Source organism: Nocardia acididurans (assembly GCF_016741815.1).
In the GTDB taxonomy this organism is placed as follows: domain Bacteria; phylum Actinomycetota; class Actinomycetes; order Mycobacteriales; family Mycobacteriaceae; genus Nocardia; species Nocardia acididurans.
Genome location: NZ_JAERRJ010000007.1, coordinates 478,825 through 502,618, shown reverse-complemented (window position 1 = coordinate 502,618; position 23,794 = coordinate 478,825). Strand labels below are relative to the sequence as shown.

The following is a 23,794-nucleotide window of genomic DNA, read 5'->3' as shown; positions in this document are numbered from 1 at the left end:
AGCGACGAGACTGCAGGGCGTGCCCACGGTCGCGGAGTTCCAGCAGATGTTGCGCGGCGCCGCGCTCCGGGTGACTGCTCCGCGGGTAGCGGTGCTGAGTGCCGTACACGCGCAGCCACACGCCGATACCGATTCGATTATTCGGGCGGTGCGATCGGACCTGGCCGCGGTGTCGCATCAGGCGGTGTACGACTCCTTGCGGACACTGACTGCTGCGGGGTTGCTGCGATGCATTCAGCCCTCCGGTTCCGTGGCGCGGTACGAGACCAGGGTGGGCGACAACCACCACCATGTCGTGTGCCGGGAGTGTGGGCGGATCGCCGACGTCGACTGTGCGGTCGGCCAGGCGCCGTGTTTGACCGCGTCCGACGGCCAGGGCTTCGCGATCGACGAGGCCGAGGTCATCTACTGGGGACTCTGTCCCGAATGTGCGGCGTCACACGCCAATTCAAAACGTCCCTGATCGCAGCCCGATTACATATTCAGGAAGGAATGTCGTGACCGACAGCCGCAGCACCAGCGAGAGTGAGAACCCGGCGATCCCCTCGCCGACTCCCAAGGCGCACGCTCCGTTCACCAACAAGGACTGGTGGCCGGAGCAGATCGACGTCTCGGTACTGCACGCGCACTCGTCCAAATCCAACCCGCTCGGCGAGAACTTCGACTACGCAAAGGAATTCGCCAAGCTCGATGTCGAGGCCGTGAAGGCCGACGTCGCGGCGGTCCTCACCGACTCCAAGGACTGGTGGCCCGCCGACTACGGCAACTACGGCGGCCTGTTCATCCGGCTGAGCTGGCACGCGGCCGGCACCTACCGGACCTTCGACGGACGCGGCGGCGGCGGTCAGGGCGCACAGCGCTTCGCCCCGCTCAACAGCTGGCCCGACAACGGCAACCTGGACAAGGCCCGCCGCCTGCTGTGGCCGGTCAAGCAGAAGTACGGCAACAAGCTGTCCTGGGCCGACCTGCTGGTGTTCGCCGGCAACGTGGCGCTGGAATCCATGGGCTTCAAGACTTTCGGCTTCGCCTTCGGCCGCCCCGACATCTGGGAGGCCGAGGAGGTCTACTGGGGTCCCGAGGGCACCTGGCTGGGCGATGAGCGCTACAGCGGCAAGCGCGATCTGGCCAACCCGCTCGGCGCGGTCCAGATGGGCCTGATCTACGTGAACCCGGAAGGCCCCAACGGGCAGCCGGATCCGGTCGCCGCCGCGCACGACATCCGCGAGACGTTCGGCCGCATGGCCATGAACGACGAGGAGACAGCCGCGCTGATCGTCGGCGGCCACAGCTTCGGCAAGACCCACGGCGCCGGTGACGCCGGCCTGGTCGGCCCCGAACCCGAGGCCGCCCCCATCGAACAGCAGGGCCTGGGCTGGAAGAGCTCGTTCGGCACCGGCAAGGGCAAGGACGCCATCACCTCCGGTCTCGAGGTGGTGTGGACCTCCACTCCGACCAAGTGGGGCAACGGTTTCCTGCAGAACCTGTACGGCTTCGAGTACGAGCTGACCAAGAGCCCGGCCGGGGCCTGGCAGTGGGTGGCCAAGGACAGCGAGGCCACCATTCCGGATCCGTTCGGCGGCCCGGCGCGCAAGCCCACCATGCTCACCACCGACCTGTCGCTGCGCGAGGATCCGGCCTACCGGGCCATCACCAGCCGCTGGCTGGAGCATCCGGAGGAGCTGGCCGAGGCGTTCGCCAAGGCCTGGTACAAGCTGCTGCACCGCGATATGGGCCCGATCAGCCGCTACCTCGGCCCGTGGATCCCGGAGCCGCAGCTGTGGCAGGATCCGGTTCCCGCCGTCGAGGGCGAACTCATCGGCGAGCAGGACATCGCGGCGCTCAAGGCCAAGGTGCTCGAATCCGGGCTGTCGGTGGCGCAGCTGGTCAAGACCGCGTGGGCCTCGGCGGCCAGCTACCGCAGCACCGATATGCGCGGTGGCGCGAACGGCGCGCGCATCCGGCTCGAGCCGCAGAAGAGCTGGGACCTCAACGAACCCGCCGAACTGGCCAAGGTGCTGCCGGTATTGGAGCAGATCCAGCAGGAGTTCAACGCGGCCGGCGGCAAGAAGGTCTCGCTCGCCGACCTGATCATCCTGGCCGGTTCCGCGGCCATCGAGAAGGCGGCCGCGGACGCGGGCCACCAGGTCACCGTGCCGTTCGCGCCCGGTCGTACCGACGCCACGCAGGAGAACACCGATGTGGAGTCGTTCGCGGTGCTCGAACCGCGCGCCGACGGCTTCCGCAACTACGTGCGCCCCGGTGAGAAGACCCCGCTCGAGCGCCTGCTGCTGGACCGCGCCTACATGCTCGACGTGACGGCCCCCGAGCTGACCGTCCTCGTCGGCGGCCTGCGGGTGCTGGGGGCCAACTACGGCGGCTCCGAGCACGGCGTATTCACCGATCGCCCAGGCACTTTGACCACCGACTTCTTCGTCAACCTGCTCGACATGACGACGGAGTGGAAGGCGTCGGAGTCCGCGGAGAACGTCTTCGACGGCGTCGACCGCGCCACCGGCGAGCGCAAGTACACCGCCACCGCCAACGACCTCGTCTTCGGCTCGCACTCGGTGCTGCGCGCCATCGCCGAGGTCTACGCCCAGGACGACAACCAGGCCAAGTTCGTGAACGACTTCGTCGCGGCCTGGGTCAAGGTCGTCGAGAACGATCGCTTCGACCTGCGCTGAGCGGAACGCACCGCGCTGACTGAAAAATACCGAGGCTGAACAACTTCCGGCCTCCGGTCGCTGACGAGCCCCCATCCGGCCCCGCGCCGGGTGGGGGCTCGGTCGCTGTCACCTACCGCGCATGATGTTGGCCAGGAACTCGGCATTGCTGCCGGTGCGGCGCAATCCGTCGAGCAGCAGGTCGAGTGCGCGCTGGTCGTCGAGTTCGGCCAGGGTGCGGCGCAGCGTGTCGACCGCCTGGCGTTCGGCCGGGTGGAACAGCAATTCGTCACGGCGAGTGGAGGATCGGGCGATATCGACGGCGGGGAACAGCTGCCGGCTCGCCAGCGTGCGGTCGAGCTTGAGTTCGGCGTTGCCGGTGCCCTTGTACTCCTCGAAGATGAGAGTGTCCGCGAGCGAGCCGGTTTCGACCAGGGCGGTGGCGATGATGGTGACCGAGCCGCCCTCCTCGAAGTTGCGGGCCGTGCCGAGGAATTTCTTCGGGGGCAGCAGCGCGGCGGAATCCATTCCGCCGGAGAGGATTCGGCCCGAGGTGTGGCCGGTGAGGTTGTAGGCGCGAGCCAGGCGGGTCAGGGAATCCAGCAGGATCACGACATCGCGGCCCTGTTCGGCGAGGCGCTGGGCGCGTTCGACGGCCAGTTCGGCGAGTACGGTCTGCTGGGCGGGGGAGTCGTCGAAGGTTGCGGCGATCACCTCGGCGGGGACGCCACGGGACAGGTCGGTGACCTCTTCCGGGCGCTCGCCGACCAGCACGAGCATGAGGTGCGCTTCAGGATGATTGGCGGCGATACCGTGCGCGATCGCCTGCAGCACAGAGGTTTTGCCCGCCTTGGGCGGGGCCACGACAAGGGCGCGCTGCCCCTTGCCGATGGGCATGATCAGGTCGGTGACGCGGGTGGTGAGCTTGCCGGACGTGGTCTCCAGCCGCAGGCGCTCCTTCGGGTGGATGGGCGTCAGCTCGGTGAACCGCGGGCGGAACTTGATCTCGGCAGGCGGCAGCCCGTTCACGGTGTCCACGCGGACGAGCGGAATAAGCTTGCCGCCCTTGGTATTCGGCTGCGCGAGCCCGGCGACCAGATCGCCGCGGCGCAGGCCGTGTTCACGGATCAGGCGGTTCGGAACATGGATGTCGCCGGGGCCGGGCAGGTATCCGTCCCGGCGCAGGGCGGCGTTCTGACCGCTGAGGTCGAGGATTCCCGTTGCGGGAACCAGGGTTTCGATGGTTTCGAGGGCCGGTGTCGGCTCCAGTGTTGTCATGAGGGTGCTCCTTCGGAACGCAGAGTTGAGGAAAGCGGCTGAGCCGCGGGAGATTCCGAGTGGACAGGCACGGGAGCACTGCTGCACCGGCGGGTTCCGAACTCGGGAGGGAAGAAATCTCGGGGGAGGGACTACGGTCGACCTACGTCCGCGAGATTGCGACAATCCGACGGTACGCCACCTCCGAGATTCGCGCAATCCTCATGATCGGCGTCACAGGTCAGCGGACATACCGCGTGCTCAGCGGGTGCGCAGCAGGGCCCGGCAGACGGCGACGGCCGCCGTGCCGATGTTCTCGAGGGCGCGCAGGTGCGCGGTGGCGGCGGTGTCGTTGACCACCGTGAGGGCCGCGTGGACGCGGATGCGGGTTTCGGTCGGGTCCCAGGCGGGATGGAGTTCACGCAGCAGCTGGGACCATTCGTCGATGTAGGCGTGCTGGGCGACGCGGGAGTCATGGCGGTCGTCCGGGGGGAGCTGGTCGATCTCGGAGACGAGCAGACGGATGAGATCGGGGTAGTCCATGGCGAAGGCGCAGTAGCTGGTGATGAGGCTGTCCGCCGCGTCGGCGGCGTCGCGGGCGCGGTCGAGGCGGCGGATCATATCGGCGCGCAGCAGGTCGTTGCCGCGCAGCATGGCGGCGGTGAGGATGTCGGATTTGCTGGAGAAGTGGTTGTAGACGCTGGGACCCGCGATGCCGACGGCCGCCCCGATGTCCTCGATGCCGACGCTGGTGAAGCCGTCGCGGGCGAACAGACGGGTGGCGGCGCGCAGGATGGCCTCGCGGCGGTTGGGAGACCAGGCGGGCGCGGGTTCGTGGCGGGCGGCCGGGCTCAGCGGCGGCAGGGCGACGGCGGTTGCGGCGCGGGAGAGATCGGCGATGAGCCGGAGGAAGCGGTCCGCCGGGAGCTCGAGGTGATGGTAGGAGACGCTGGTGGTGACGGCCAGCAGGCACCAGGCCAGGTATTCGGCCTGCGCCGGATCCAGCTCGGGCCGCCGGAGTCGCTGAATCTCGGTGAGCCGCGCGACGATTCCGCGCAGCTGCCGGCGCAGTTCGGTGCGCGCGTCCCGGCCCAGGTGCCGGGATTCGGAACGCCAGATCACCCCGACCCCGCGATGTGCCAGCATGGTGGCCGCGAGGGCGTCGGCCGGATCCGCCGCGGGGTCGGCGAGCAGTTCGTCGAGCACCGCTTCCACGGTCCGGAGTGCCTCGGCGACAACGGCATACAGCAGATCCTGCTTACCGGAGAAGTGCCGGTACAGTGCGGAGGGCCCGATGGCGACGGCGTCGGCGACATCCTTCATCGCCACCGCCGCGTACCCGTCGCGCAGATAGAGTTCGGTCGCCGCCGCGATGATCAGCTCGCGGCGGTTGGCGGGGCGGGTGCCGCGAGCCGGGCGCTCCGGCCGCCGGGTCCGGCTCGCGGTCACCCGCACCTCCTCATGATCGTCTCGCGACAGGCTACAGCGAGCATCCGGCCGATCCGTGCACGCCGGTGCGACCGTGCCGTCGCCCGCCGGATCTCAGATGGTGAATCCGCCGCCGCAGATGAGCGTCTGCCCGCTGACATAGTCGGATTCCGGTGTGCACAGCAGGTATACGGCGCCCGCCGCTTCGGCCGGTGTGCCCGCACGGCCCAGCGGGATCATATGTTCCATGGCCGCGAGCAGGTCGGGATTGACGCCCACCTTCAGCTCCCGGCCCTGGATGTCGATCGTGCTGGATCCGTCGGCGGGCGCGGCGGTGAGCCGGGTCTTGATGAGCCCGAACGCGACCGCGTTCACGGTCACGTTGTAGCGGCCCCACTCCTTGGCGAGCGCGCGGGTCAGCCCGAGCGCGCCCGCCTTGGCCGCGGAGTAGTTCGCCTGTCCCGCATTGCCGCCCGTGCCCGCCATGGAGGAGATGTTCACGACCTTGCGGCAGGGCACCGCCGCACCCGCCTCCCTGGCCTGCTTGACCAGTCCCGCGATCACCGGCTGGGCGGCGCGCAGGATCTGGAACGGGGCCTTGAGGTGCACGTCGAGGATGGCGTCCCATTGTTCGTCGGTCATCTTCTGGATTACCGAATCCCAGGTGTAGCCCGCATTGTTGACGATGATGTCGAGCCCGCCGAACGCGTCCACGGCCGTGCCGATGAACCGCTGCGCGAAATCGCCGTCGGTGACGCTGCCCGGCACCGCGACCGCCCGCCCGCCGAGCGCCTCGATGGCGGCGACGGTCTCCTTGGCCGGGTCGGCGTCCAGATCGTTGACCACGACCCGCGCGCCCTGCGCGGCGAACTTGAGCGCGATCTCCCGGCCGATGCCGCGCCCCGATCCGGTGACGACGGCGACCTTGTTGTCCAGATTTCCCATGGGTGAATATCCTTGTCCGGTAAAGGGTTACAGCGCGACGACGGCCGAGCCGGTGAGGGTGACGGTGCCGTCGGGCAGGGTGACGGCCAGCTCGAGGGTGGCGCGGCGCTCCCCGTCCACCTCCTCGATGGCGGCAACCGTCGCGGTGGCGGTGGGTTCGGCCAGCACCGGCGTGATGGCCCCGAAGCGCACCCCGTAGGACAGGATCGCCTCGGGCGCGAACCAATCGGTGAGCAGCCGCCCGAGGAACGCCATCGACAGCATGCCGTGCGCGAACACGTCACCGAGCCCGGCCGAGCGGGCGAAGTCGATATCGATGTGCATCGGATTGTGATCGCCCGACGCCCCGGCGAACAGGGCCAGCGTGGTGCGGGTGATCCGTCCGGCCGCCAGCGGCGGCAGCGTGGATCCGACCGTGAATTCTCCTGTGCCGGTGCTCATTCCCCGCCTCCGATCCGGCGGATGACGATGACCGAGGTCAGGTCGGCGACCGCGCTGCCGTCCTCGCGGGTGACGGCGGTGTCCTTGACCAGGAACTCCAGCGCGCCCCCCTTGCGGCTGTAGACGTCGCTGATCCGCGAGCGGGCGATCACCGTGTCACCGGCGTGCGCCACCGAGTGATAGGTGAACCGCTGTTCGCCGTGCAGGATCCGGCGCAGATCCACGCCCAGCTTCGCCAGCCAGGCGAACGAGTCCGGCTGCTCCAGCTCGATGGCGAACAGGAAGGTCGGCGGCACCGGAAGCCGGTCGTGCCCAGCGGCTTTCGCGGCCTTCTCATCGGTGAAGATCGGATTCGTCTCACCGATGGCCTTGGCGAAGAACCGCAGCCGTCCGGCGTCGACGGTGAGCCGCACCGGCGGCGTCTCGGTCCCGATGATGGTGGGGTCCAACGACATTGCCTCAGCCCACCTTCTCGTAGAGGGTCACCACGGCCGCGCCGCCGAGCCCGATATTGTGCTGCAGCGCCAGATTCACGCCCTGCACCTGCCGATCCCCGGCCTGTCCGCGCAACTGCCACACCAGTTCCGCGCACTGCGCCAGCCCGGTCGCGCCCAGCGGATGCCCCTTGGACAGCAGCCCGCCCGACGGATTGGTGACCACCCGCCCGCCGTAGGTGTTGTCCCCGTCGGCGATGAACTTCTCCGCGGTCCCCTCGGCTGTGAGCCCCAGCGCCTCGTAGGTGAGCAGTTCGTTGGTGGTGAAGCAGTCGTGCAACTCCACGACCCGGATGTCCTCGGGGCCGACGCCCGCCTGTTCGTACACCCGCAGCGCCGCAGTGCGGGCCATGTCGTAGCCCACGATCCGCACCATGGAATCGCCGCTGAAGGTGGCCGCCGAATCGGTGGTCATGGCCTGCGCGGCGACGGCCACATCGGTTTTCAGGCCGTGCGCCCGCGCGTACTCCTCGCTCACCAGCACCGCCGCGGCCGCGCCGCAGGTGGGCGGGCAGCACTGCAGCCGGGTGAGCGGGCCGTAGATGTGCGGCGAGCCGAGCACCTCCTCGACGGTCACCGGATCGCGGAACACGGCGTACGGATTGTTGGCCGCGTGCCGGCGGGCCTTCACCGCGATCTGTGCGAAGACCGCCGGATCCATCCCGTACCGCTGCGCGTACTCGCGGCCCGCGCCGCCGAAATACTGTGCGGCGAACGGTGCGTCGCTGGGCTCCTGCACCCGCGCGACGACCTGCCCGAAGCTGTCCATGGGCGTCGGCCGATCAGTGAAGGCCAGCGCCAGCGCGCCGCGCTGCATCTGCTCGAAGTCCAGCGCCAGCACCACATCGGCGACGCCGTGCTCGATGGCCTGGCGGGCCAGGAACAGCGCCGACGATCCGGTCGAACAGTTGTTGTTGACGTTGACGACGGGGATCCCGGTGGTGCCGACCCGGTACAGCGCCGCCTGCCCGGAGGTCGAATCGCCGTACACCCAGCCCACATACGCCTGCTGGATGCGGGTGTAGTCCAGGCCCGCATCGTCGAGCGCCGCGCGCACCGCGCGTTCGCCCATCACGTCATAGGTCCCGGAGGTGCGCGGGGTGGTGAACGGGATCATTCCCACACCCGCGACGAGCGTCCTTGCTGTCATGGCTCAACTCCTGAAGATGGCTATCGGAGGTTCACTTAATGAAGCATCAGACGCTGTTCGTGTCAATGACCACCTATCGGAAGTTCACTTGTACCTAGCCTCGAGTGACTCCGCCCGGCGCCGGCTCGCCCAGGATGCGCGCGAGATCATCCGGAATGGGCATGGGCGTCATGATTCCCACCGTGGCGCGCCCGGTATTGCCGATCGGCACCCGCCCCAGCGACGAAGCCAGCCCCGCTCCCGACAGGCGCACCGCCTGTCCGAGGGCTTCGCGGCGGTCCCGGGTACGCAGCGCGAGGCTGAACATGTGCCAGTGGGCGCGGGTGTGCGGCCACGGCCACCGCTGCGACAGGATGTGCGCGCGCTCCAGCGCGCGCCACATCTCGTCGAGGTCGGAAGTTGTTCGTGCCCTGTGTAATTCGGACTCGAAAGCGGTTCGGATATGGGATGGCATGGCGGCCATGATCGGCACCTCCGGCGGTCGGTCGACTGTGTCGCGATCAGCATCGCCCCACCTGGCCGCATCCGCCTTGAACAAACCTGCTGCGCTACGAATCCTGCTCGTCGAGCCACCGAATGCCATCGAATTGGGATGGCGCCGAACCGAACATGCTGCGGCACACCCGGTTCAGATGAGCGCTGTCGCTGAAACCGGCGCCGTGCGCGGCCGCGGTGAACGTGTGCCCGGCCGCGACGAGCTCCACCGCGCGCAGCAGCCGCACCCAGCGCACATAGGGCCGCAGCGGCAACCCCATCTCGCTGGTGAACAGGTGTGCCAACCGGCTTTCCGACAGATGCACCTCGCGAGCCAGGTCGGCGAGCCGGACCGGCCCACGCGCGGCGCGCTCGCCGAGTACAGCGAGCGCCCGGGCCACGGCTGGATGATGCGGGCGGGCGGACCCGGTGACGAGTGCCGGTCGGAATTCCCCGTCGCGGAACCACTCCGGGCTCTCGGCGACGCCCGCGCCCGCACGGCACCAGGCACCGACCGCATCGGCGGCCTCGACCAGGTCGATCAGACGCCGTCCGTCGGCCGATTCCGGATCGACGTGGATGATCAGCCCGCGGGCGCGGCTCTCGGGTATGGCGTGCACCCGATCGGGCGGAACGACGGCCGCGTGCGTGCGCATCGACCGCCCGGAGGCGTCGGCCAGGACGAACTCGCCGTCGCGGGCCACCATGATCTGCACGGTGTGATGGGAATGCGGTGCGGCCGTGCCGATGTCGACGTCGAGCAGCAGCAGTCCCGGTCGCAGCAGCGCGGTGCCCGACCACTCGGGACCGGCCGCGGTGGAGGCTTGCGCACCGGCGTTCGTGTCGTCGGCGCCCATCGCGCGAGTCTAGCCGGGCCGCGGCATACCCCGGAAACGACCGAACCCCAACCGGATTGCGGCTGGGGTTCGGTGGTGACGAGGAGGTCGGCGGGTCAGGCCGCGCCGATCGGCTTGCCGAAGAAGGAGGCGACGGTCTCGCCGAGGGTCTTCGCGATCATGTCGAGCTCGCCCGGGGTGCCGAGCATGGTGGGCATATCGGTGGTGGAGCAGCCCTGCGGCGCGGCGACGCCGTCGAGGCGGTCGAAGAGCCACATGAGGGCGGCGGGTCCGCCGACCACCTCGGCGACGACGTGCTCGCTCGCGCCGTCACGGGTGTAGGTGACCTGGGCGGCGGGATCCTTGCAGTAGGTGTCGACCATCTGGTTGGCCGCGGCCAGCGGGAGGATCTCGTCCCACTGCGAGTGCCAGATGAACAGCGGCATATCGGGCAGGGTCTTACCCAGGCGGGTGTCCTCGAGCATGGCCTGAACCGCCGGTTCGCGCAACGGGTCCGGACTGTTGATCAGGCCGGTGATATTCAGGAACGGCAGCAGCGCCGTCTGATACTGCACGCAGAGTGGGGCTTTCACCGCGCGCAGGACCTGGCCGAGCGGATTGAGCTTCTGATCCAGCAGGGCATCGAATTCCGGGTACTCGCGGGCGAGGCCGGTCACCGCGCCGAAGACCAGTCCGGAGGTGGCCTGGTTGTTGGCCATGAGCAGGGCCGCGCCGAGGTCCGCGCCCGTGCCGCCGGACGCCGCGCCGACGATATTCAGTTCCGGCGCATAGGTTTTGTGCAGTTCGGCCGCGTGCATGGTCGGCATGGAACCGCCCGAGTAGCCGTACATGGCGACCGGCGAGTCGGCGCCCACCTCGAGCGGCGCGAACGAGGTCGCGGCGCGAATGCCGTCCAGGGTGATGCGCCCGCCCAGCGGACCGGCCGCGTACGCGGAGTTCGGCCCCTGATGATCGGGGATCACGACCGCCTCGCCACGCTGCAGGGCCGCCTGCGCGAACAGGAATTCGGCGGGCGCGACGATCTGGCCCACGAAGGTCGACACCGAAAGATGTTGCAGCGCATAGGAGGGGCTGCAGTAGCCCTGGGTGGAGTCCTCGGCGATCTGCACCGACAGCAGCTTGCGCGGATTCGCCGCCGTGCCACGCGGTTTGATGAGCGTCGCCACGGCCGCGATCGGCTCGTCCCGGCTGTCGTTGGAGCGGTAGGACACCTGCCAGGCGTCCACGTTCAGCGGAATGATGCCGAAGTTGGCGACATTCACCTGCCGCGCCTTGATGACCGCGCCCGGCGCGGTGGCCGCGACCACCTCGGCGGGCGGATTGTAGAAGCCGGGATCCAGTTCCGGCGGCAGCGGCACCACCCGCACCGCCTCGATCGCCGGGGTGGCCGGCGCGTCCGGTTCGGCACCCGCCGGGGTCGCCAGTGCCATGACTGCCGTGAGCGCGCTGATCGGCACGACGCACCACCGCGTCATCCGGGCCGCGAATGTCCTGGTCCTCATCGACCTACTCTCTCCACACAACTGTGTGAGACCTAACGGTCTCAGTTTGTATCGGTGAAGACAGTACGTCATGAATGTGCGCGCGGTCACCCCCCTGTCGACGCGCGGTATAGGTCGCCGTATAGGTCATGTCCTGGTGGCGTCGCCGCGACGACGCCAGGATGGCTGTGCCGGTCGATGTCCCCACAGATCGCCCGGAGCCCGCGGGGGAGAAGGACCGTACTTCAACCCCTTCCAGCACAACCGCCGCCGGAGGCGGTTCGTCTCTCCCGCGAGAAGGCTCTACAGCAGGCCGACCAGCCGTGCCCGCTCCACCGCGTGTACCCGGGTGTTCGCATCCAGCTTGGTGTAGATGCCGCGCAGGTGGGTCTTGACCGTATTGATGGACACGCCCAGGTCCGCCGCGATCTGCCCGGTCGTGCGTCCCGACGGAAGATGTTTCAGCACAGTCGTTTCCGAGGCCGTGAGCGGCGGCAGCGCACCGTGCCGGACCGCCGCCGGATGATGGCGCAGCCGGTCGGCGAAGGCGTCGAGGCGGCCGAATCGCCCGGCGTAGATATCCAGCAGCTCGATCGCCTCGGGCACATCGAGCCACGGCGAGATCAGCGTGTCGCGCTCGGCGATCCGCAGTGCGGTCTCCAGCGCCTGCGCGGCCTTCGACGGCAGGCCGAGCCGATGCAGGGCGCTGGTGTACCGCAGCCAGGCGCACACCTCGGTCGGCGGGTAGATCCGCCCGGACCCGCGCAGCAGCAGCGGTTCCAGCAGCGCCCGCACCGATCGCGGCTTCTGCTCGGTGGCGGCGAGCATGGCCTGGCCCAGAATCACCTCGGGGGTGTCGCCGAGCGCCGTGCGCGCCCGGTCCAGCAGTTCCCGCGCCGGTTGGATCTCACGCAGTTGCAGCAGCGACCGGAGGGCGCCGGGCAGCACTACGCCCTGACTGCCCGCCGGCAGCGGATCGCAGGCCAGCAGCTGCATCAGGTTCGCGCGCAGGCGATGGACCGCGTCGAACAGGTCGGGCGCGTCGCGGCGGCTGAGCAGGTAGTGGCAGGCGACCAGGGTGGGTAGTCCGGCGACCGGCATCCCGGATCGCTCCGACGCGTGCCACTGCGCCAGGATCTCGGCGACGCCCGCGGTGTCGATGTCCTCGCCCTGGGCGTAGCGGGTCAGCGCGATGGCCAGCCGCATGCGCGGGACGTCGGCGGCATCGTGCAGATCGTGTTCGCGCGCGTACTCGACGGCGTTCTCGGCCCGGGTGCGTGCGGTGGTGATCGCGCCCGCGTAGATCGCCGATACGGTGAGCCGGGTCAGCGCGCCCAGGACCAGGCGATGCCGGCCGGTTCGTTCGGCGAGGGTGATGCCCGAGCGCAGCAGCGCCTCACCGCGTTCGATCCGGCCGCGCAGCAGCATGGCGCTCGCGGTCTGGACGGCGAGGTAGCAGTCGATGTCGAGGTTGCCGGTCGCGGGGAGTTCGGTGTCGAGATCGTCGATGCTCGCGCCGGAGTTGAGCACCGCGTCGATGGTCACGGCGAACTTCATGGCGTCGAGCCAGGACTGCGGCGCGAGCGAGGGGATCGAGGCCGGTTGCGACCGGATCAGATCGAGGTAGGCCAGCGCCTCCCGGTCCTCGCCGCGGGTGAGCGCGTCGACCGCGCGCAGCCGCCAGACGAACGGATCGTCGGCGAGCCCGGAACCGGCGCGGTCGATCGCACCGAGCAGCTGCGGACCCGCGCCGTCGAACACCAGCCCGAGTCCGTTGTCGCACACGAACTTTCGCAGTGGATCCCGGTCGATCAGGTCCAGCAGATGCGGGAGCGCGGCCAGCGGATGCCCGGCGTCGCAGAGCCACCGCGCGGTCCGCCGCCGCAACTGCGGCAGTTCGTCGTGCGCCTGCGCCCGGGAGCGCAGGTAGGCCAGCACCAGCGGGTGATAGACGAACCAGAGCTCACCGCCCTCCGAACGGCGGGTGAAGGGGAAACCTCTGTGCTGCAGTTCATCCAGCGTCTCGCGGGTGCGCGCGCCCACCAGTTCGTCGGCGAGGGCCTCGGTGAAAGCGTCGGGAATGCTTGTGCGGAGCAGGAATTCGACGATGTGGTCGGGCAGTGGGTGCAGTAGCTCACCCACGATGAAGTCGGCCACGCCCGGAGCGGGCCGCGCCAGCAGCGCCAGCCCGGCATCGCTGTCCTGCGCGTCGCGGCTCATCAGGAGCGCACCGAGGCGGACCATGGCCGTCCACCCCTGGGTGATCTCCAGGACGGTGTCCAGTTCGGGCTCGGTGAGGGCCCGCCCGTGCTGGCGGAACAGTTGCGCCGCTTGGGATCTGGTGAGCGCCAGGTCGGCCGTGCCGATCCGGGTCAGCCGCCCCTCGAGGTCGAGGGCGTGCCAGCGCAGCGGCGGGCGATGCCGGCCCGACAGCACGATGGTCACGGTGTGCGGCGCGTGCCGGACCAGGTATTCGAGACCGGCCAGCAGGAAGGAGTCGGTGATGAGGTGGACGTCGTCCAGCACGAGCACGGTGGGGGTGACGCGGCCGGTGAGCGCCTCGACCAGATACGCGGCATAGTTCACCGGCGTGCTGAGATCGGGCGGCGGCGGGGTGCCGAGCGCCTCGCACAGTGCGGCGGCGACGACGGGGAGGCGACCGGGATCCCGATCGAGCGCTTCGGTGACGGTGAGCCAGGCGAAGGTGGTCGCGGGCACGTTCGCGCGCAGCCGTCGTTCGATCCAGTCCTGCACGAGCACGGTCTTGCCGGTTCCGGCCGGGGCCTGGCAGACCACGATGTGCGCACCGTGCTGTGGCACAACGGTTTCCAGCCGGTCGAAGAGTTCGGACCGGGGCAGGGGGTCGCAGGTGAGCAGGGGCGGACGGCACGGAGCGGAACGCTGCAGCACCGATCGCGGACAAATCGAAGTTCGTTGTGAGGTGGTCACCGAATCCTCCGGCTCGGGTATCGACACTTCACAACCGCCACCAGCGACTTTACTGCAACCTCAATTTCGGGCGGGTGGACCATGACGTTCTTCACACGGGCGGCAGGCGGACGATAGCCGCCCGACCTCGGGTTCGTTATGCCGGCGATAGCCGCTGTTCACCTGATGGTCATTGGATCCGCGCTGGTGCGCAGGCGCTGCCCGGCTCAGGGTGCCAACCGGAAGCCGTTCTCGAAATCGATGTTCGCCAGGTCTTCCCGGCCCGCGAGGCCCAGCTTCGCGAAAATGCGCGACAGATGGTGCCCGACCGTGCGCGGGCTGATCAGCAATCGTGCCGCGATCTCCCGATTGGTCAGACCGGTGGCGGCCAGCCGGGCCACCTGCAACTCCTGCGCGGTGAGCAGGGCGGCGGTATCGGCGTCCGGCGGGGCGGCGGCCGCGATCGTGCGGTCACCGGCCATGACGATCTCCCGGGCCGCGCGCTCGGCCCACGCTCGTGCGCCGAAGCGCTCGAATGCGCTGTGCGCCAGGCGAAGTTGCTCCAGGGCCGCGCGCCGATGGCGGGCCCGACGCAGCGATTCGCCGTACAGCAACCGGATGCGGGCATAGGTGAACGCGCGCGTGGTGGGCATGGTGGCCAGGGCCTGAGTGAACAGCGACTCGGCCTCCGCGTCGGTCGACAGCTGGGCGCGTACCCGCGCCGCGTCACCCGATGCCCAGGGGGCGCGGGTGAGTTCGGCGTGCGCGGTGAGCAGGTCGAGGTATGCGCGAGCCCGGTCGAGGCGGCCGAGCCGGACCGCGGCCTCCGCCGCGTCGGCCGCGCTGAGCACCGCGAGGGTGGGTTGATGGGCCTCGTGGCCGGGGGTGGCGATGGGGTCCAGCCAGCCGAAGGCGTCCTCCGGCCGGCCGGCGCCGAGCGCGGCGAGCCCGCGGCACCAGTGTGCGGTCGCGGTGACCTGGTAGGCCCGGCGCGGCAGGGAGTAGTCCAGGGCTCGGGCGGTCAGTTCGGTCGCGGTCTTCTCGTCGCCGCGCAGGGCGGCGATGAATCCCATGGTGTTGTAGCAGTAGGCATTGGTCTGCGCGCCGCCGAAATCCTCGGACAGGCGCAGCGCTTCCTTCGAGTCGGCGATGGCGAAATCCCAGCGTCCGGTCATGAGCTGCAGGATGGCCTGCTGGGCCAGCGAGTAGCCGAGCCAACTGATCGGTCCTTCGGTGCGCATGCGCTCGATGCTCTCCCGGTACAACCGCAGCGCGTGCGGTTCGTCGCCGAGGGCGATCGCGACCTCGGTCACCGGCAGCCGATGGGGCGGCAGCCGGGTTCCGCTGTCGGCCGTGCGACCGGCGATGTCGGCGAGCATGGCCAGGGTGAGCGGTTCGCCGATGGCCCAGGCGGCCCGCAGGGCCAGATGCCGCAGTTCGTCGCGGAAGCGTGGTTCGGCGGTTTCCGCGTCCCGCAGCAGCATTCGGCGGGCGTGCTCCGGATTGCCCAGTCCCAGTTGGAGCAGACCGGCCAGGCCGCCGGCCGCGGCGCCGGTCGCCTCGGGGCCGACGCGCTCGTCGGCGACCGCCAGCAGTTCCCGGGCCGACTCGATATCACCGCCGTCCCACGCCGCGCGGGCGGCCCGCGCCAGCCGGCTCGCGGCGGCCGTCGAATCCGGTGACAGCGCCGCCGCCCGGCGATAGAGCTGTGCGGCGGACAGTGCGCCGCCGCGGGACCAGGCGCGCTCGGCCGCGGTGTCGAGGGTGGTGGCGATGGACTCGTCCGGCTGGGCGGCGGTGGCCGCGAGATGCCAGTCGTGCCGGTCCGGATCGCGCTCGGCGTAGACCTGTGCGAGGGCGGCGTGGACGGCTCGCCGCTGCTCGGGATCGGCGGTGTCGTACACCGCCGCGCGAATCAGCGGGTGATCCACCGTGATTCGGCCGTCGGAGACCCGCAGCAGGTCGGAATTCACTGCGGCCGACCAGCTTTCGCCGGTGATCCCGAGCAGGATCGCGGCGCTGTGCACGGTGTCGACGTCCGTGCCGTCGGCGGCGGCCGCGATCAGGGCGACGGTGCGTTCATCGCCCGGCAGGGCGCGCAGCCGGGTGTCGAACGAGGCGCGCAGCCGTGGGCCGAGGGCGAGATGGCGGTCGGCGGTGAGGCCGAGCAGGGTGCTCGCGCCGCGCCCCAATTCCAGGAGGGCGAGCGGGTTTCCGCCGGTGAGCTCGATCAGGCGTTTCGTTCGCGCCGAACTCATTTCCGGATTGTGGGCGGTGACGAGCTGGGCGGCGCTGGTGGCGTCGAGCCCGCCGACCGGCAGTCGCGGCGTCTGCTCGCCGCTCGGGTTGAGGGTGCCGGGGTGGGCCGCGATGAGCATGGCGATGGGTTCCTCGGTGATCCGCCGCGACACGAATCGCAGGCAGTTCCGGCTGGGTTCGTCGAGCAGATGCAGGTCGTCGATCACCACCAGCACCGGTTTCTCGTCGGCCAGTTCCGAGAGCAGGGTCAGCACCGCGACGCCGATGAGCAGCCGGTCGTCGGTGTGCTCGCCCAGGCCCAGCGCGCCGCGCAGCACCGCCGCCTGGGTGGCGGGCAGGTCCTCGATGCGATCGAGCACCGGCCAGAGCAGTTCGTGCAGGCCGGCGAAGGCCAGTTCGGTTTCGCTCGGCACGCCGCGGCAGTCCAGCACCCGGAAATCCGCGGCCCGGGCCACCGCGTAGCGCAGCAGGGTCGTCTTCCCGATCCCCGATTCTCCGATCAGCACGAGCGCCGATCCGTGCCCGCCGCGGGTTTGTTCCAGCACCCGGTCCAAGATGTCGCGCTCCTGAGTACGCCCGTAGAGGCGTGGTGTGGACACTGCGCGCTGCGGCATCGGAGAGGAACGTTCCCTTCTCGAACGATCGATGCGGGCCGGTCTCGTATCAGAGAGTATTCCGGAGACCGCCGCCGCCAATGCTGAACGGTAATGTCCAACAAGCTGTGGATCGTATCGGGCGAGGGATCCGCGCCGCCGTGAGGGGCCTACGGTTCAGGGAGAGCCGCGCAGATAGTCGGTGAGACCCCCGACCGCCTCCACCGGATGCTGGGCGGCGATGTCGGTGGCGATCTCGTGGAACCGCCAGACGATGTCGTTGCGATGCAGCGCGCCCATGACCAGGCCGGTGCTGGGCCGCTCGCTCAGTTCGTAGCGCACGATCTCCGCGCCGGATCCGGCGTCCACGAGCCGGCAGAAGGCATTGCCGACCGCGGTGAAGCTCTGGCCGCTGTAGCTGGTGACGAGGAGGAACACCGAGGTGACAGCCGGCGAGAGCCGGGTGAGATCGACGGTGATCACCTCGATATCGCCCACCCCCTCACCGGTCACGCTGTCCCCGTGGTGGCGCACCGACCCGTCCTGCGAAATCAGCTGCTCGTGATACACCACATCCACCAGCGAGAATCCGCTGAACAACAGCGCGCTGGCATTCAGATCGATATCGCGGCGTGCCGATCCGAACGCGCTCCGCCGAACCGCATCCCACCCCAAACCCATACTCACGCAATCGAACCCGGTCCCATCAGCGGCACACAGCGGGATATCCACACAGTTTCCGTTCCTCGGGCGACCACGCAGAAACTCCGCACCATCACCAGCCGTCATTTCCCTCACTCTAAACTCCGTTTCCCTGCGCACCCGACCGGCGCAGCAGCCGGATTACCGCGCGATCCACCCTGTTTCGCCGCTCATCCGCCGAATCCCGGCGTCGGAGAACAGAAGCGATGGTGGCGCCGTTCTCATAGGCGCGCACCACGCGTGGATCGACATAGGAGTCGCGGACGACGACCGGCGTATTGCCCAGGACCTCGGCGACATTCGTCATCACCTGCCTGATCACCGCGGCGCGCCGGCGTGCCGAATCGGGCCGCTCGCGGGTGGCGAAATCGGCGGCGGCCAGCACCGTCGCCTGCCAGGTGTGCAGATCCTTGACGCTGAATTCTGCTCCGGTCAGTTCGCGGAAGCGGGAATTGACCGCGTCCGCGTGGATTTCGTGCTCGGTCGCGCCGTCACGGCAGACGAGTAATCGCGCGGAGGCCGGGCGATGGTGGCGCAGGGCCCGAATCGCCGTGGCGAGCAGATCATCTCGAAGGGTGGCGCGGTGCCGGATACCGCCCTTGGCGGTGTGGTCGAAGGTGATGTCGGAGCCCGATGCCCGCGCGTGCTCGCACAGCAGCGTGGCGACGCCGTGGGTGTCGTTCGCCTCGGCGTATTCCTCACCGCCGAACCGGAATTCACCCGAATCGAGCAGGGTGATCGCCACCGCCAGCACCCGGTGTGGGACCGCTCCGCGCAGGGCGAGATCGGCCCGCAGTTGTTCGCGCATACCCGGGAGCAGCGCGGCCAGTTCGAGCACCCGGTCGAATTTCTCCTCATCGCGTTCCCTGCGCCACCGGTCGTGATACAGGTATTGCCGACGGCCCGCATTGTCGACCCCGATCGCCTGGATATGCCCGTTGGCGTGCGGGCATATCCATACTTCGCGCCAGGCGGGTGGAATGGCGAGTGCCCGAATACGTTTCAGCGCGTCGTCGTCGGCCAGTGGAGAACCTTCGGTGGTGGCATACGAGAATCCGCGCCCGCGTCGCCTGCGGGTGAATCCGGGGCCGTGAATGATGCTTCGCCGCAGTCGCATGGTCCCTCGTCCCTTCTGCGGTCTTTCTCGGGCCGCGGCGGTGCCGCCGTGTGCGGCTGTACAGCCGCAATAGCCGATCTCGGAGTGATCAACCGGGGTGGCGGGAATGCACACCGTCGGGTCGGTTTCCCGGTACCGTCGAACGGGTGACCAGTAAGTCGGCCTCACCGGCCGTGGAACTGAAGGTCGGCGAGCACACTGTCCGCGTCTCGAACCCGGATCGCGTCTACTTCCCGGAAACGGGCGCGACGAAACTCGATCTCGCGCAGTACTACCTGAGCGTCGGGGACGGGATCGTGAACGCGCTGCGCGAGCGGCCGTGCATGCTGCACCGGTTCCCGAAGGGCCTGCCCGGCGGCAAGGTGCACCAGAAGCGCATCCCCCACGGTGCTCCGGACTGGATTCCGACCGTGCAGCTCTACTTCCCGCGCTACGGGCGTACGGCCGACGAGCTGTGCGTGCAGAAGCTCGCCGACGTCCTCTGGGCGGTGCAGATGTCCACGGTCGAATTCCATCCCTGGAACTCTCGCCGCGCCGACACCGAACTTCCCGACGAATGGCGGATCGACCTCGACCCCATGCCCGACTGCCCCTGGTCGCGGGTGCAGCGGGTGGCCGGCGTCGTGCACGAGGTGCTCGACGAACTGGGCGCGGTCGGCTGGCCGAAAACCTCCGGCGGCAAGGGTCTGCACATCTACGTCCGGATCGACCCGACGCACGGTTTCCAGGAGGTGCGCAGGGCCGCACTGGCTTTCGCGCGTGAGGTGGAACGCCGAGCCCCCACCGAGGTGACGACGGCCTGGTGGCGCAAGGACCGCGACCCGGGCCACCTGTTCGTCGACTACAACCAGAACGCCCGCGATCACACCATCGCGGCGGCGTACTCGGTGCGCGGCGTCCCCGAGGCCACCGTCTCCACCCCGGTCCGCTGGAGCGAGATTCCCGACATCGACCCACGCGACTTCACCATGGCCACCGTCCCCGCCCGCTACGCCGAACTGGGCGATCTGCACGCCGGTATCGACGACGCGGTATTCGAGATCGACCCGCTCCTGGAATGGGCCGCCCGCGACCCGGTCGACCTGGATCAGGACGAGGAAAGCCGCGGCTGAGCGCCTCGTGCGTGTGCTGTGAGGACCGGCCGCGGGTGCGGTTGAATGGATTGATGGTGGTGACCTCTTCGCGTCGACAGTTGCGCAGTACCGCTACGCCCGAGGAGCAGGAGGACGCGATCCTCGCCGCCGCGACACAGGAATTCACCGAGGTGGGGGTGCGCCGGGCGAATATGGACGAGGTGGCCCGCCGCGCCGGAGTCAGCCGCAGCACGCTGTATCGGCGCTTCCGGAGCAAGGAGGAGTTGCTGCTCGGGGTGGCGCGCGGGGTGTTCGAACAGCTGGGCGCGCGACTCGCCGCGGTGACGCGAGGCCACGAACCACAGGCCGCGGTGGTGGAGGCCTTCGTGGAGGCCTCGCGGCAGCTCGGCGGAGATCCGCTGCTGCGCCGCTGGTTCACGACCGAGGTCGAGATCCTGGGCACGCTGATCGATCTGATGGCGGGCACCGAGCAGCGGCTGTTCGACGACGCGGTGCTGCTGGTGGCGGGCACGCTGCGGCACGCGGGATCGGTGCTGCCGCAACAGGAATTGGAGACGGTGTCGGAGGTCATGGTGCGGGTGGTGGGCTCGCTGCTGCAGATCCACTCCACCCGGGTGGACATTCTCGATCCGGAATCGGCGCGCGGATTCGCGCAGCGGTATCTCGCGCCGCTGGTTCACTGAGGCGGCGGGGCCAGTCGCCGACCGTAGCGGGTCAGTGCGGCGGCGCTCATGCGCACCGAATAGTTCAGCAGCCCAGCGTATTTCGGTGACATCAAGGCCGTGGACAGGGCGGACGCCGGCTGCGCGGCGATGGTGCGCTGCTGGGAGAAGGTCAGAAATCCGGCATGCCCGTGGTAAGCGCCCATCCCACTGCGGCCCACGCCGCCGAACGGCGTATTGAAGGCCAGATTCGCCATGAACGCATTGACATTGACCGAGCCGCTGCGGGTTTCGTTCACCACCCGGTCGAATCTGTCGTTGCGCGGGCCGTACCAGTAGAGGGTCAGCGGCAGTTCGTTGCTCGCGATATGGGTGATCGCCTGCGTCAGATCGTGATAGCGATGCACGGTGAGCACAGGACCGAAGACCTCCGTGGTGGCGACGGCCATGGAAGCGGTGACGCCGGTCAGCACGGTCGGTGCGATCTTGCGGGTCAGCGGGTCCGGGAGCTTCTCGAACTCGGGCACCGCCTCGTACTTCACGGCCCCCTGGGCGACCGCGTCGTCGATCAGACCGAGGATGCGAGAGTAGTTGGCGTCGTTGATGATCGCGGTGTATTCCGGATTGTCCACGATGCCCGCCGCGAGATCCGACCGCCAGGTCGCCAGCACCTGCTCGACGAACGCGTCCGCCATATCCTCGGGGACGAACACGTAGTCGGGCGAGAGGCAGATCTGCCCGCTGTGCCCCAGCCGCCAGCGGGCCACGGCGCGGGCGGCGGCGCGCGGGTCGGCCGCCCGGTCGACCACGACCGGATTCTTGCCGCCGAGCTCCAGCGTCACCGGCACCAGATTGGCCGCCGCATCGCGCGCGACCGACGCCCCCACCTCCGGGGATCCGGTGAAGAACAGACTGTCGAAACGCAGTGCGGAGAAATCGGATCCGCGGCCGTGCGCGGGGGAGATGATCGCCAGCTCCGCCACCGGAAAATAGCGGGGCGCGAGCCGCGCCAGCGTGCCGGTGACACCGGCGGTGACCGAGGACGGCCGGATCATCACCCGATTGCCCGCCGCCAGCGCGTCGATCGCGGGGGACATGGTGAGCATGACCGGAAAATTCCAGGGCCCGATGATGCCCGCCACGCCGCGCGGATCGGTCCGAATCTGCTGCGCCATTCCGGGAATTCGGGACAGGCCCGTGCCGCGCGGCCGCATCCACCGCGACAGCTGGGATTTCACGTACGCCGCCTGCGCGACACAGAAACCCACCTCGCCCGCGACCGTCCAGAAGCGGGGGCGCGAGCCGTAGTCGGCGTGCAGCGCGTCCGCGATCTCGTCGACGTTCTCGGCCAGCAGGGCGGCCAACCGATCGAGCCGATCTCGGCGCACCGCCGCGTCGGGGATGCCGTCGGCCAGGAACGAGAGACGTTGCCGGGACAGGATTTCCGCGAGCGTGAGTGCCTGCGCGGTCGAGGAGGTGCTCATGGGTTCGTCTCGCTTTCGCTGGGGCGCGCCGCCGCGCGCAGGTCGGCCGGGTCGACGAGTTTCACGCGCGGCCGCCCGGCGCACGCGCCGGCGTTCTGCTCCGCGGTATCGATGCGCTGCCATCCGGCGCTGTCGATCACCTCCGCCCCGCGGCGTGCGGCCAGTTCCGGCAGATCCGAGGGGGACAGTCGCGGGATGGCCAGCGCGCCGCGGATGAAATCGGTCAGCAGCGCGGTCGCGGTCTCGATGGCGCAGTGCCGATTCAGGCCGATGCCGCCGCGCGCTCCGCGCTCGGCCCAGCCTGTCACGTAGACGCCGCGCAGCGGATCTCCGCCGGGCCGGTCCAGTACTCGGCCGTGGTGATTCGGAATGCCGCCGCGTGCGGAGTCGAACGGAACGCCGGGGACGGCGCGGCCGCGGCTGCCGACCGCGCGCACCACCAGCCCGGCGTCGAGCGTTCGGATATCGTCGGTGACAGCGATCCGCGCCTGTCCATCCGTGACCCGCACCGTGTTTCGCGCCAGCGAGAGGGTGGTGACACCGCAGGCGCGCGTCACGGCCAGCGGTGTGACCAGGAACCGGAACACCAGCCGCTTGCGGCCGCCGCCGACCGGTCGCGCCGCGAACTCCCGTGCCACGCGCAGCCGGGTGGCGACGGTGCTGTCGAGGATCCCCGCCGCCTCGGCGGCCCGGGTCGGTTCATCGAGTGCCAGCTCCGCGGGATCGAGGACGACCTCCACGCCGGGCAGCTCGCCCATCGCCAGGAACTCGCCGATGGTGAAGGCCGCCTGCGCGATCTCGCGCCGCCCGAGCACCTCCACCTGTTCTATCCGGCTGTCCCGTAATCGATGCAGCGCGTGATCGGCGATCTCGGTGGCCGCGAGCCGATCCGGATCGGTGAGCAGTATGCGTGCCACGTCCAAGGCCACATTGCCGTTGCCGATGACGACCGCGCATCGACCCGAGAGATCGACCTCGAGCCCCGCGTACTCGGGATGGCCGTTGTACCAGGCGGCGAAGTCGGTCGCGGCGAGCGTGCTCTCTTCGCCGGGGATGCCGAGCCGTCTGCTCTCGGGTGCGCCCACCGCGTACACCACGGCGTCGTACCGCCGCAGTAGTTCCTGATGCGAAAGATGCGTCCCCACTTCGATATTCAGCAGATACCGGAATCGGGGATGTGTGGTGAGGGCGGAGAACGCGGAGTCGGCGGATTTGGTGAGCGGGTGATCCGGTGCGACGCCCGCGCGCAACAGCCCGTGCGGGGTGGGAAGCCGATCGAATACGTCGACCCGCGCCACTTCGTAGGTGAGCAACTCGGCCGCCGTGTAGAGCCCCGCCGGTCCGGCGCCGACGATCGCCACCCGCAGCGGCTGCCCGAATCGCGGTACGGGCAGTGGCCGATGGTGCGACAGTCCCTGCGCCACATCATGATCGGTGTAGTAGTCGGCATTGATCCGCAGGAATCGCGCACCGTGCGCGTCGAGGCGATCCTCGGAGGCTATTGCGCCGACCGGACATTCGAGGACGCACAGGCCGCAGTCGATGCAACTGGCCGGATCGATGTACAGCATCTCCGCCGTGGCGAAGCCCGCTTCCCCGGGTGTGGGGTGAATGCAGTTCACCGGGCATACGGCCACACAACCGGCGTCGCCGCAACAGGATTGGGTGATCACAAACGTCATCGGCCGTGCGCCTTCCGGGCCTTCCGCGGGCGGACCGGTCGGCGACTGTTGCCTGACCCAGACACCCGCTTGTACCATAGGAA

At 69.3% G+C, this 23,794-nt stretch carries 19 protein-coding genes; 4 read left to right on the top strand and 15 right to left on the bottom strand.

What is annotated here, in order from left to right; all coding sequences use genetic code 11:
• The first annotated feature begins 46 nt into the window (after positions 1–46).
• The gene (locus JK358_RS20760; protein WP_201949444.1) at positions 47–463 is read left to right on the top strand and encodes a Fur family transcriptional regulator; all 417 of its coding nucleotides are present in this window, start codon (positions 47–49) and stop codon (positions 461–463) included.
• A 10-nt stretch (positions 464–473) separates the two neighbouring features.
• Complete coding sequence (katG, locus tag JK358_RS20755) at positions 474–2,684, top strand: catalase/peroxidase HPI (RefSeq protein WP_201949443.1); 2,211 nt, start codon at positions 474–476, stop codon at positions 2,682–2,684.
• Positions 2,685–2,792: 108 nt separating this feature from the next.
• Here katG and rho read toward each other — a convergent pair whose 3' ends face one another.
• The 13 genes from rho to JK358_RS20690 form a co-directional block, all read right to left on the bottom strand.
• Positions 2,793–3,941: a transcription termination factor Rho gene (rho, locus tag JK358_RS20750; protein ID WP_201949360.1), complete on the bottom strand. Its 1,149-nt coding sequence runs from the start codon at positions 3,939–3,941 to the stop codon at positions 2,793–2,795.
• 240 nt (positions 3,942–4,181) lie between these two features.
• Entirely contained in the window at positions 4,182–5,369 is a 1,188-nt protein-coding gene (locus tag JK358_RS20745) for a TetR/AcrR family transcriptional regulator (RefSeq protein ID WP_201949359.1), read from the bottom strand.
• A gap of 93 nt (positions 5,370–5,462) precedes the next feature.
• Positions 5,463–6,293, bottom strand: a complete 831-nt coding sequence (locus JK358_RS20740; protein WP_201949358.1) for an SDR family NAD(P)-dependent oxidoreductase — start codon at positions 6,291–6,293, stop codon at positions 5,463–5,465.
• Between the two features lie 27 nt (positions 6,294–6,320).
• Entirely contained in the window at positions 6,321–6,734 is a 414-nt protein-coding gene (locus tag JK358_RS20735; RefSeq protein ID WP_201949357.1) for a MaoC/PaaZ C-terminal domain-containing protein, read from the bottom strand.
• The gene (locus tag JK358_RS20730; protein ID WP_201949356.1) at positions 6,731–7,189 is read right to left on the bottom strand and encodes a MaoC family dehydratase N-terminal domain-containing protein; all 459 of its coding nucleotides are present in this window, start codon (positions 7,187–7,189) and stop codon (positions 6,731–6,733) included. Before JK358_RS20730 ends, JK358_RS20735 begins: the two co-directional genes overlap by 4 nt.
• 4 nt (positions 7,190–7,193) lie before the next feature.
• A complete protein-coding gene (locus tag JK358_RS20725) occupies positions 7,194–8,378 on the bottom strand; it encodes a lipid-transfer protein (RefSeq protein WP_201949355.1) in 1,185 nt (394 codons plus the stop codon).
• Positions 8,379–8,472: 94 nt separating this feature from the next.
• Entirely contained in the window at positions 8,473–8,841 is a 369-nt protein-coding gene (locus JK358_RS20720; protein ID WP_201949354.1) for a DUF3703 domain-containing protein, read from the bottom strand.
• Positions 8,842–8,926: 85 nt separating this feature from the next.
• The gene (locus tag JK358_RS20715; RefSeq protein ID WP_201949353.1) at positions 8,927–9,709 is read right to left on the bottom strand and encodes a helix-turn-helix transcriptional regulator; all 783 of its coding nucleotides are present in this window, start codon (positions 9,707–9,709) and stop codon (positions 8,927–8,929) included.
• A 95-nt stretch (positions 9,710–9,804) separates the two neighbouring features.
• Positions 9,805–11,211, bottom strand: a complete 1,407-nt coding sequence (locus JK358_RS20710; RefSeq protein ID WP_232851568.1) for a lipase family protein — start codon at positions 11,209–11,211, stop codon at positions 9,805–9,807.
• 282 nt (positions 11,212–11,493) lie between these two features.
• A complete protein-coding gene (locus JK358_RS40065) occupies positions 11,494–14,100 on the bottom strand; it encodes a winged helix-turn-helix domain-containing protein (RefSeq protein WP_307817644.1) in 2,607 nt (868 codons plus the stop codon).
• Positions 14,101–14,345: 245 nt separating this feature from the next.
• Positions 14,346–16,991, bottom strand: a complete 2,646-nt coding sequence (locus tag JK358_RS20700) for an AAA family ATPase (protein WP_201949352.1) — start codon at positions 16,989–16,991, stop codon at positions 14,346–14,348.
• A 156-nt stretch (positions 16,992–17,147) separates the two neighbouring features.
• A complete protein-coding gene (locus JK358_RS20695) occupies positions 17,148–17,657 on the bottom strand; it encodes a TerD family protein (protein WP_504739718.1) in 510 nt (169 codons plus the stop codon).
• Positions 17,658–17,769: 112 nt separating this feature from the next.
• The gene (locus JK358_RS20690) at positions 17,770–18,789 is read right to left on the bottom strand and encodes a DNA topoisomerase IB (RefSeq protein WP_201949350.1); all 1,020 of its coding nucleotides are present in this window, start codon (positions 18,787–18,789) and stop codon (positions 17,770–17,772) included.
• Positions 18,790–18,935: 146 nt separating this feature from the next.
• Between JK358_RS20690 and ligD the strand changes: the two genes are divergently transcribed.
• Together ligD and JK358_RS20680 are read left to right on the top strand one after the other, a co-directional pair.
• Complete coding sequence (gene ligD, locus JK358_RS20685; protein ID WP_201949349.1) at positions 18,936–19,901, top strand: non-homologous end-joining DNA ligase; 966 nt, start codon at positions 18,936–18,938, stop codon at positions 19,899–19,901.
• A 59-nt stretch (positions 19,902–19,960) separates the two neighbouring features.
• Complete coding sequence (locus tag JK358_RS20680) at positions 19,961–20,566, top strand: TetR/AcrR family transcriptional regulator (protein ID WP_201949348.1); 606 nt, start codon at positions 19,961–19,963, stop codon at positions 20,564–20,566.
• On the opposite strand, the gene JK358_RS20675 is transcribed toward JK358_RS20680, so the two are convergent.
• Both JK358_RS20675 and JK358_RS20670 read right to left on the bottom strand, forming a co-directional pair.
• Positions 20,560–22,029, bottom strand: a complete 1,470-nt coding sequence (locus JK358_RS20675; RefSeq protein ID WP_201949347.1) for an aldehyde dehydrogenase family protein — start codon at positions 22,027–22,029, stop codon at positions 20,560–20,562. The two genes, JK358_RS20680 and JK358_RS20675, sit on opposite strands and share 7 nt — an antisense overlap.
• Entirely contained in the window at positions 22,026–23,711 is a 1,686-nt protein-coding gene (locus tag JK358_RS20670; RefSeq protein WP_201949346.1) for an FAD-dependent oxidoreductase, read from the bottom strand. The genes JK358_RS20675 and JK358_RS20670 overlap by 4 nt, the downstream gene beginning before the upstream one ends.
• Positions 23,712–23,794 lie beyond the last annotated feature (83 nt).

Excerpts from the sequence above, each read along its gene's own strand:
- JK358_RS20735 (WP_201949357.1), bottom strand. The coding sequence starts at position 6,734 with ATGAGCACCGGCACAGGAGAATTCACGGTCGGATCCACGCTGCCGCCG.
- JK358_RS20720 (WP_201949354.1), bottom strand. The coding sequence starts at position 8,841 with ATGGCCGCCATGCCATCCCATATCCGAACCGCTTTCGAGTCCGAATTA.
- JK358_RS20710 (WP_232851568.1), bottom strand. The coding sequence starts at position 11,211 with ATGAGGACCAGGACATTCGCGGCCCGGATGACGCGGTGGTGCGTCGTG.
- JK358_RS20690 (WP_201949350.1), bottom strand. The coding sequence starts at position 18,789 with ATGCGACTGCGGCGAAGCATCATTCACGGCCCCGGATTCACCCGCAGG.
- JK358_RS20725 (WP_201949355.1), bottom strand. The coding sequence starts at position 8,378 with ATGACAGCAAGGACGCTCGTCGCGGGTGTGGGAATGATCCCGTTCACC.
- JK358_RS20675 (WP_201949347.1), bottom strand. The coding sequence starts at position 22,029 with ATGAGCACCTCCTCGACCGCGCAGGCACTCACGCTCGCGGAAATCCTG.
- JK358_RS20700 (WP_201949352.1), bottom strand. The coding sequence starts at position 16,991 with ATGCCGCAGCGCGCAGTGTCCACACCACGCCTCTACGGGCGTACTCAG.
- JK358_RS20760 (WP_201949444.1), top strand. The coding sequence starts at position 47 with ATGTTGCGCGGCGCCGCGCTCCGGGTGACTGCTCCGCGGGTAGCGGTG.
- JK358_RS20730 (WP_201949356.1), bottom strand. The coding sequence starts at position 7,189 with ATGTCGTTGGACCCCACCATCATCGGGACCGAGACGCCGCCGGTGCGG.
- JK358_RS20715 (WP_201949353.1), bottom strand. The coding sequence starts at position 9,709 with ATGGGCGCCGACGACACGAACGCCGGTGCGCAAGCCTCCACCGCGGCC.
- JK358_RS20670 (WP_201949346.1), bottom strand. The coding sequence starts at position 23,711 with ATGACGTTTGTGATCACCCAATCCTGTTGCGGCGACGCCGGTTGTGTG.
- rho (WP_201949360.1), bottom strand. The coding sequence starts at position 3,941 with ATGACAACACTGGAGCCGACACCGGCCCTCGAAACCATCGAAACCCTG.
- JK358_RS20740 (WP_201949358.1), bottom strand. The coding sequence starts at position 6,293 with ATGGGAAATCTGGACAACAAGGTCGCCGTCGTCACCGGATCGGGGCGC.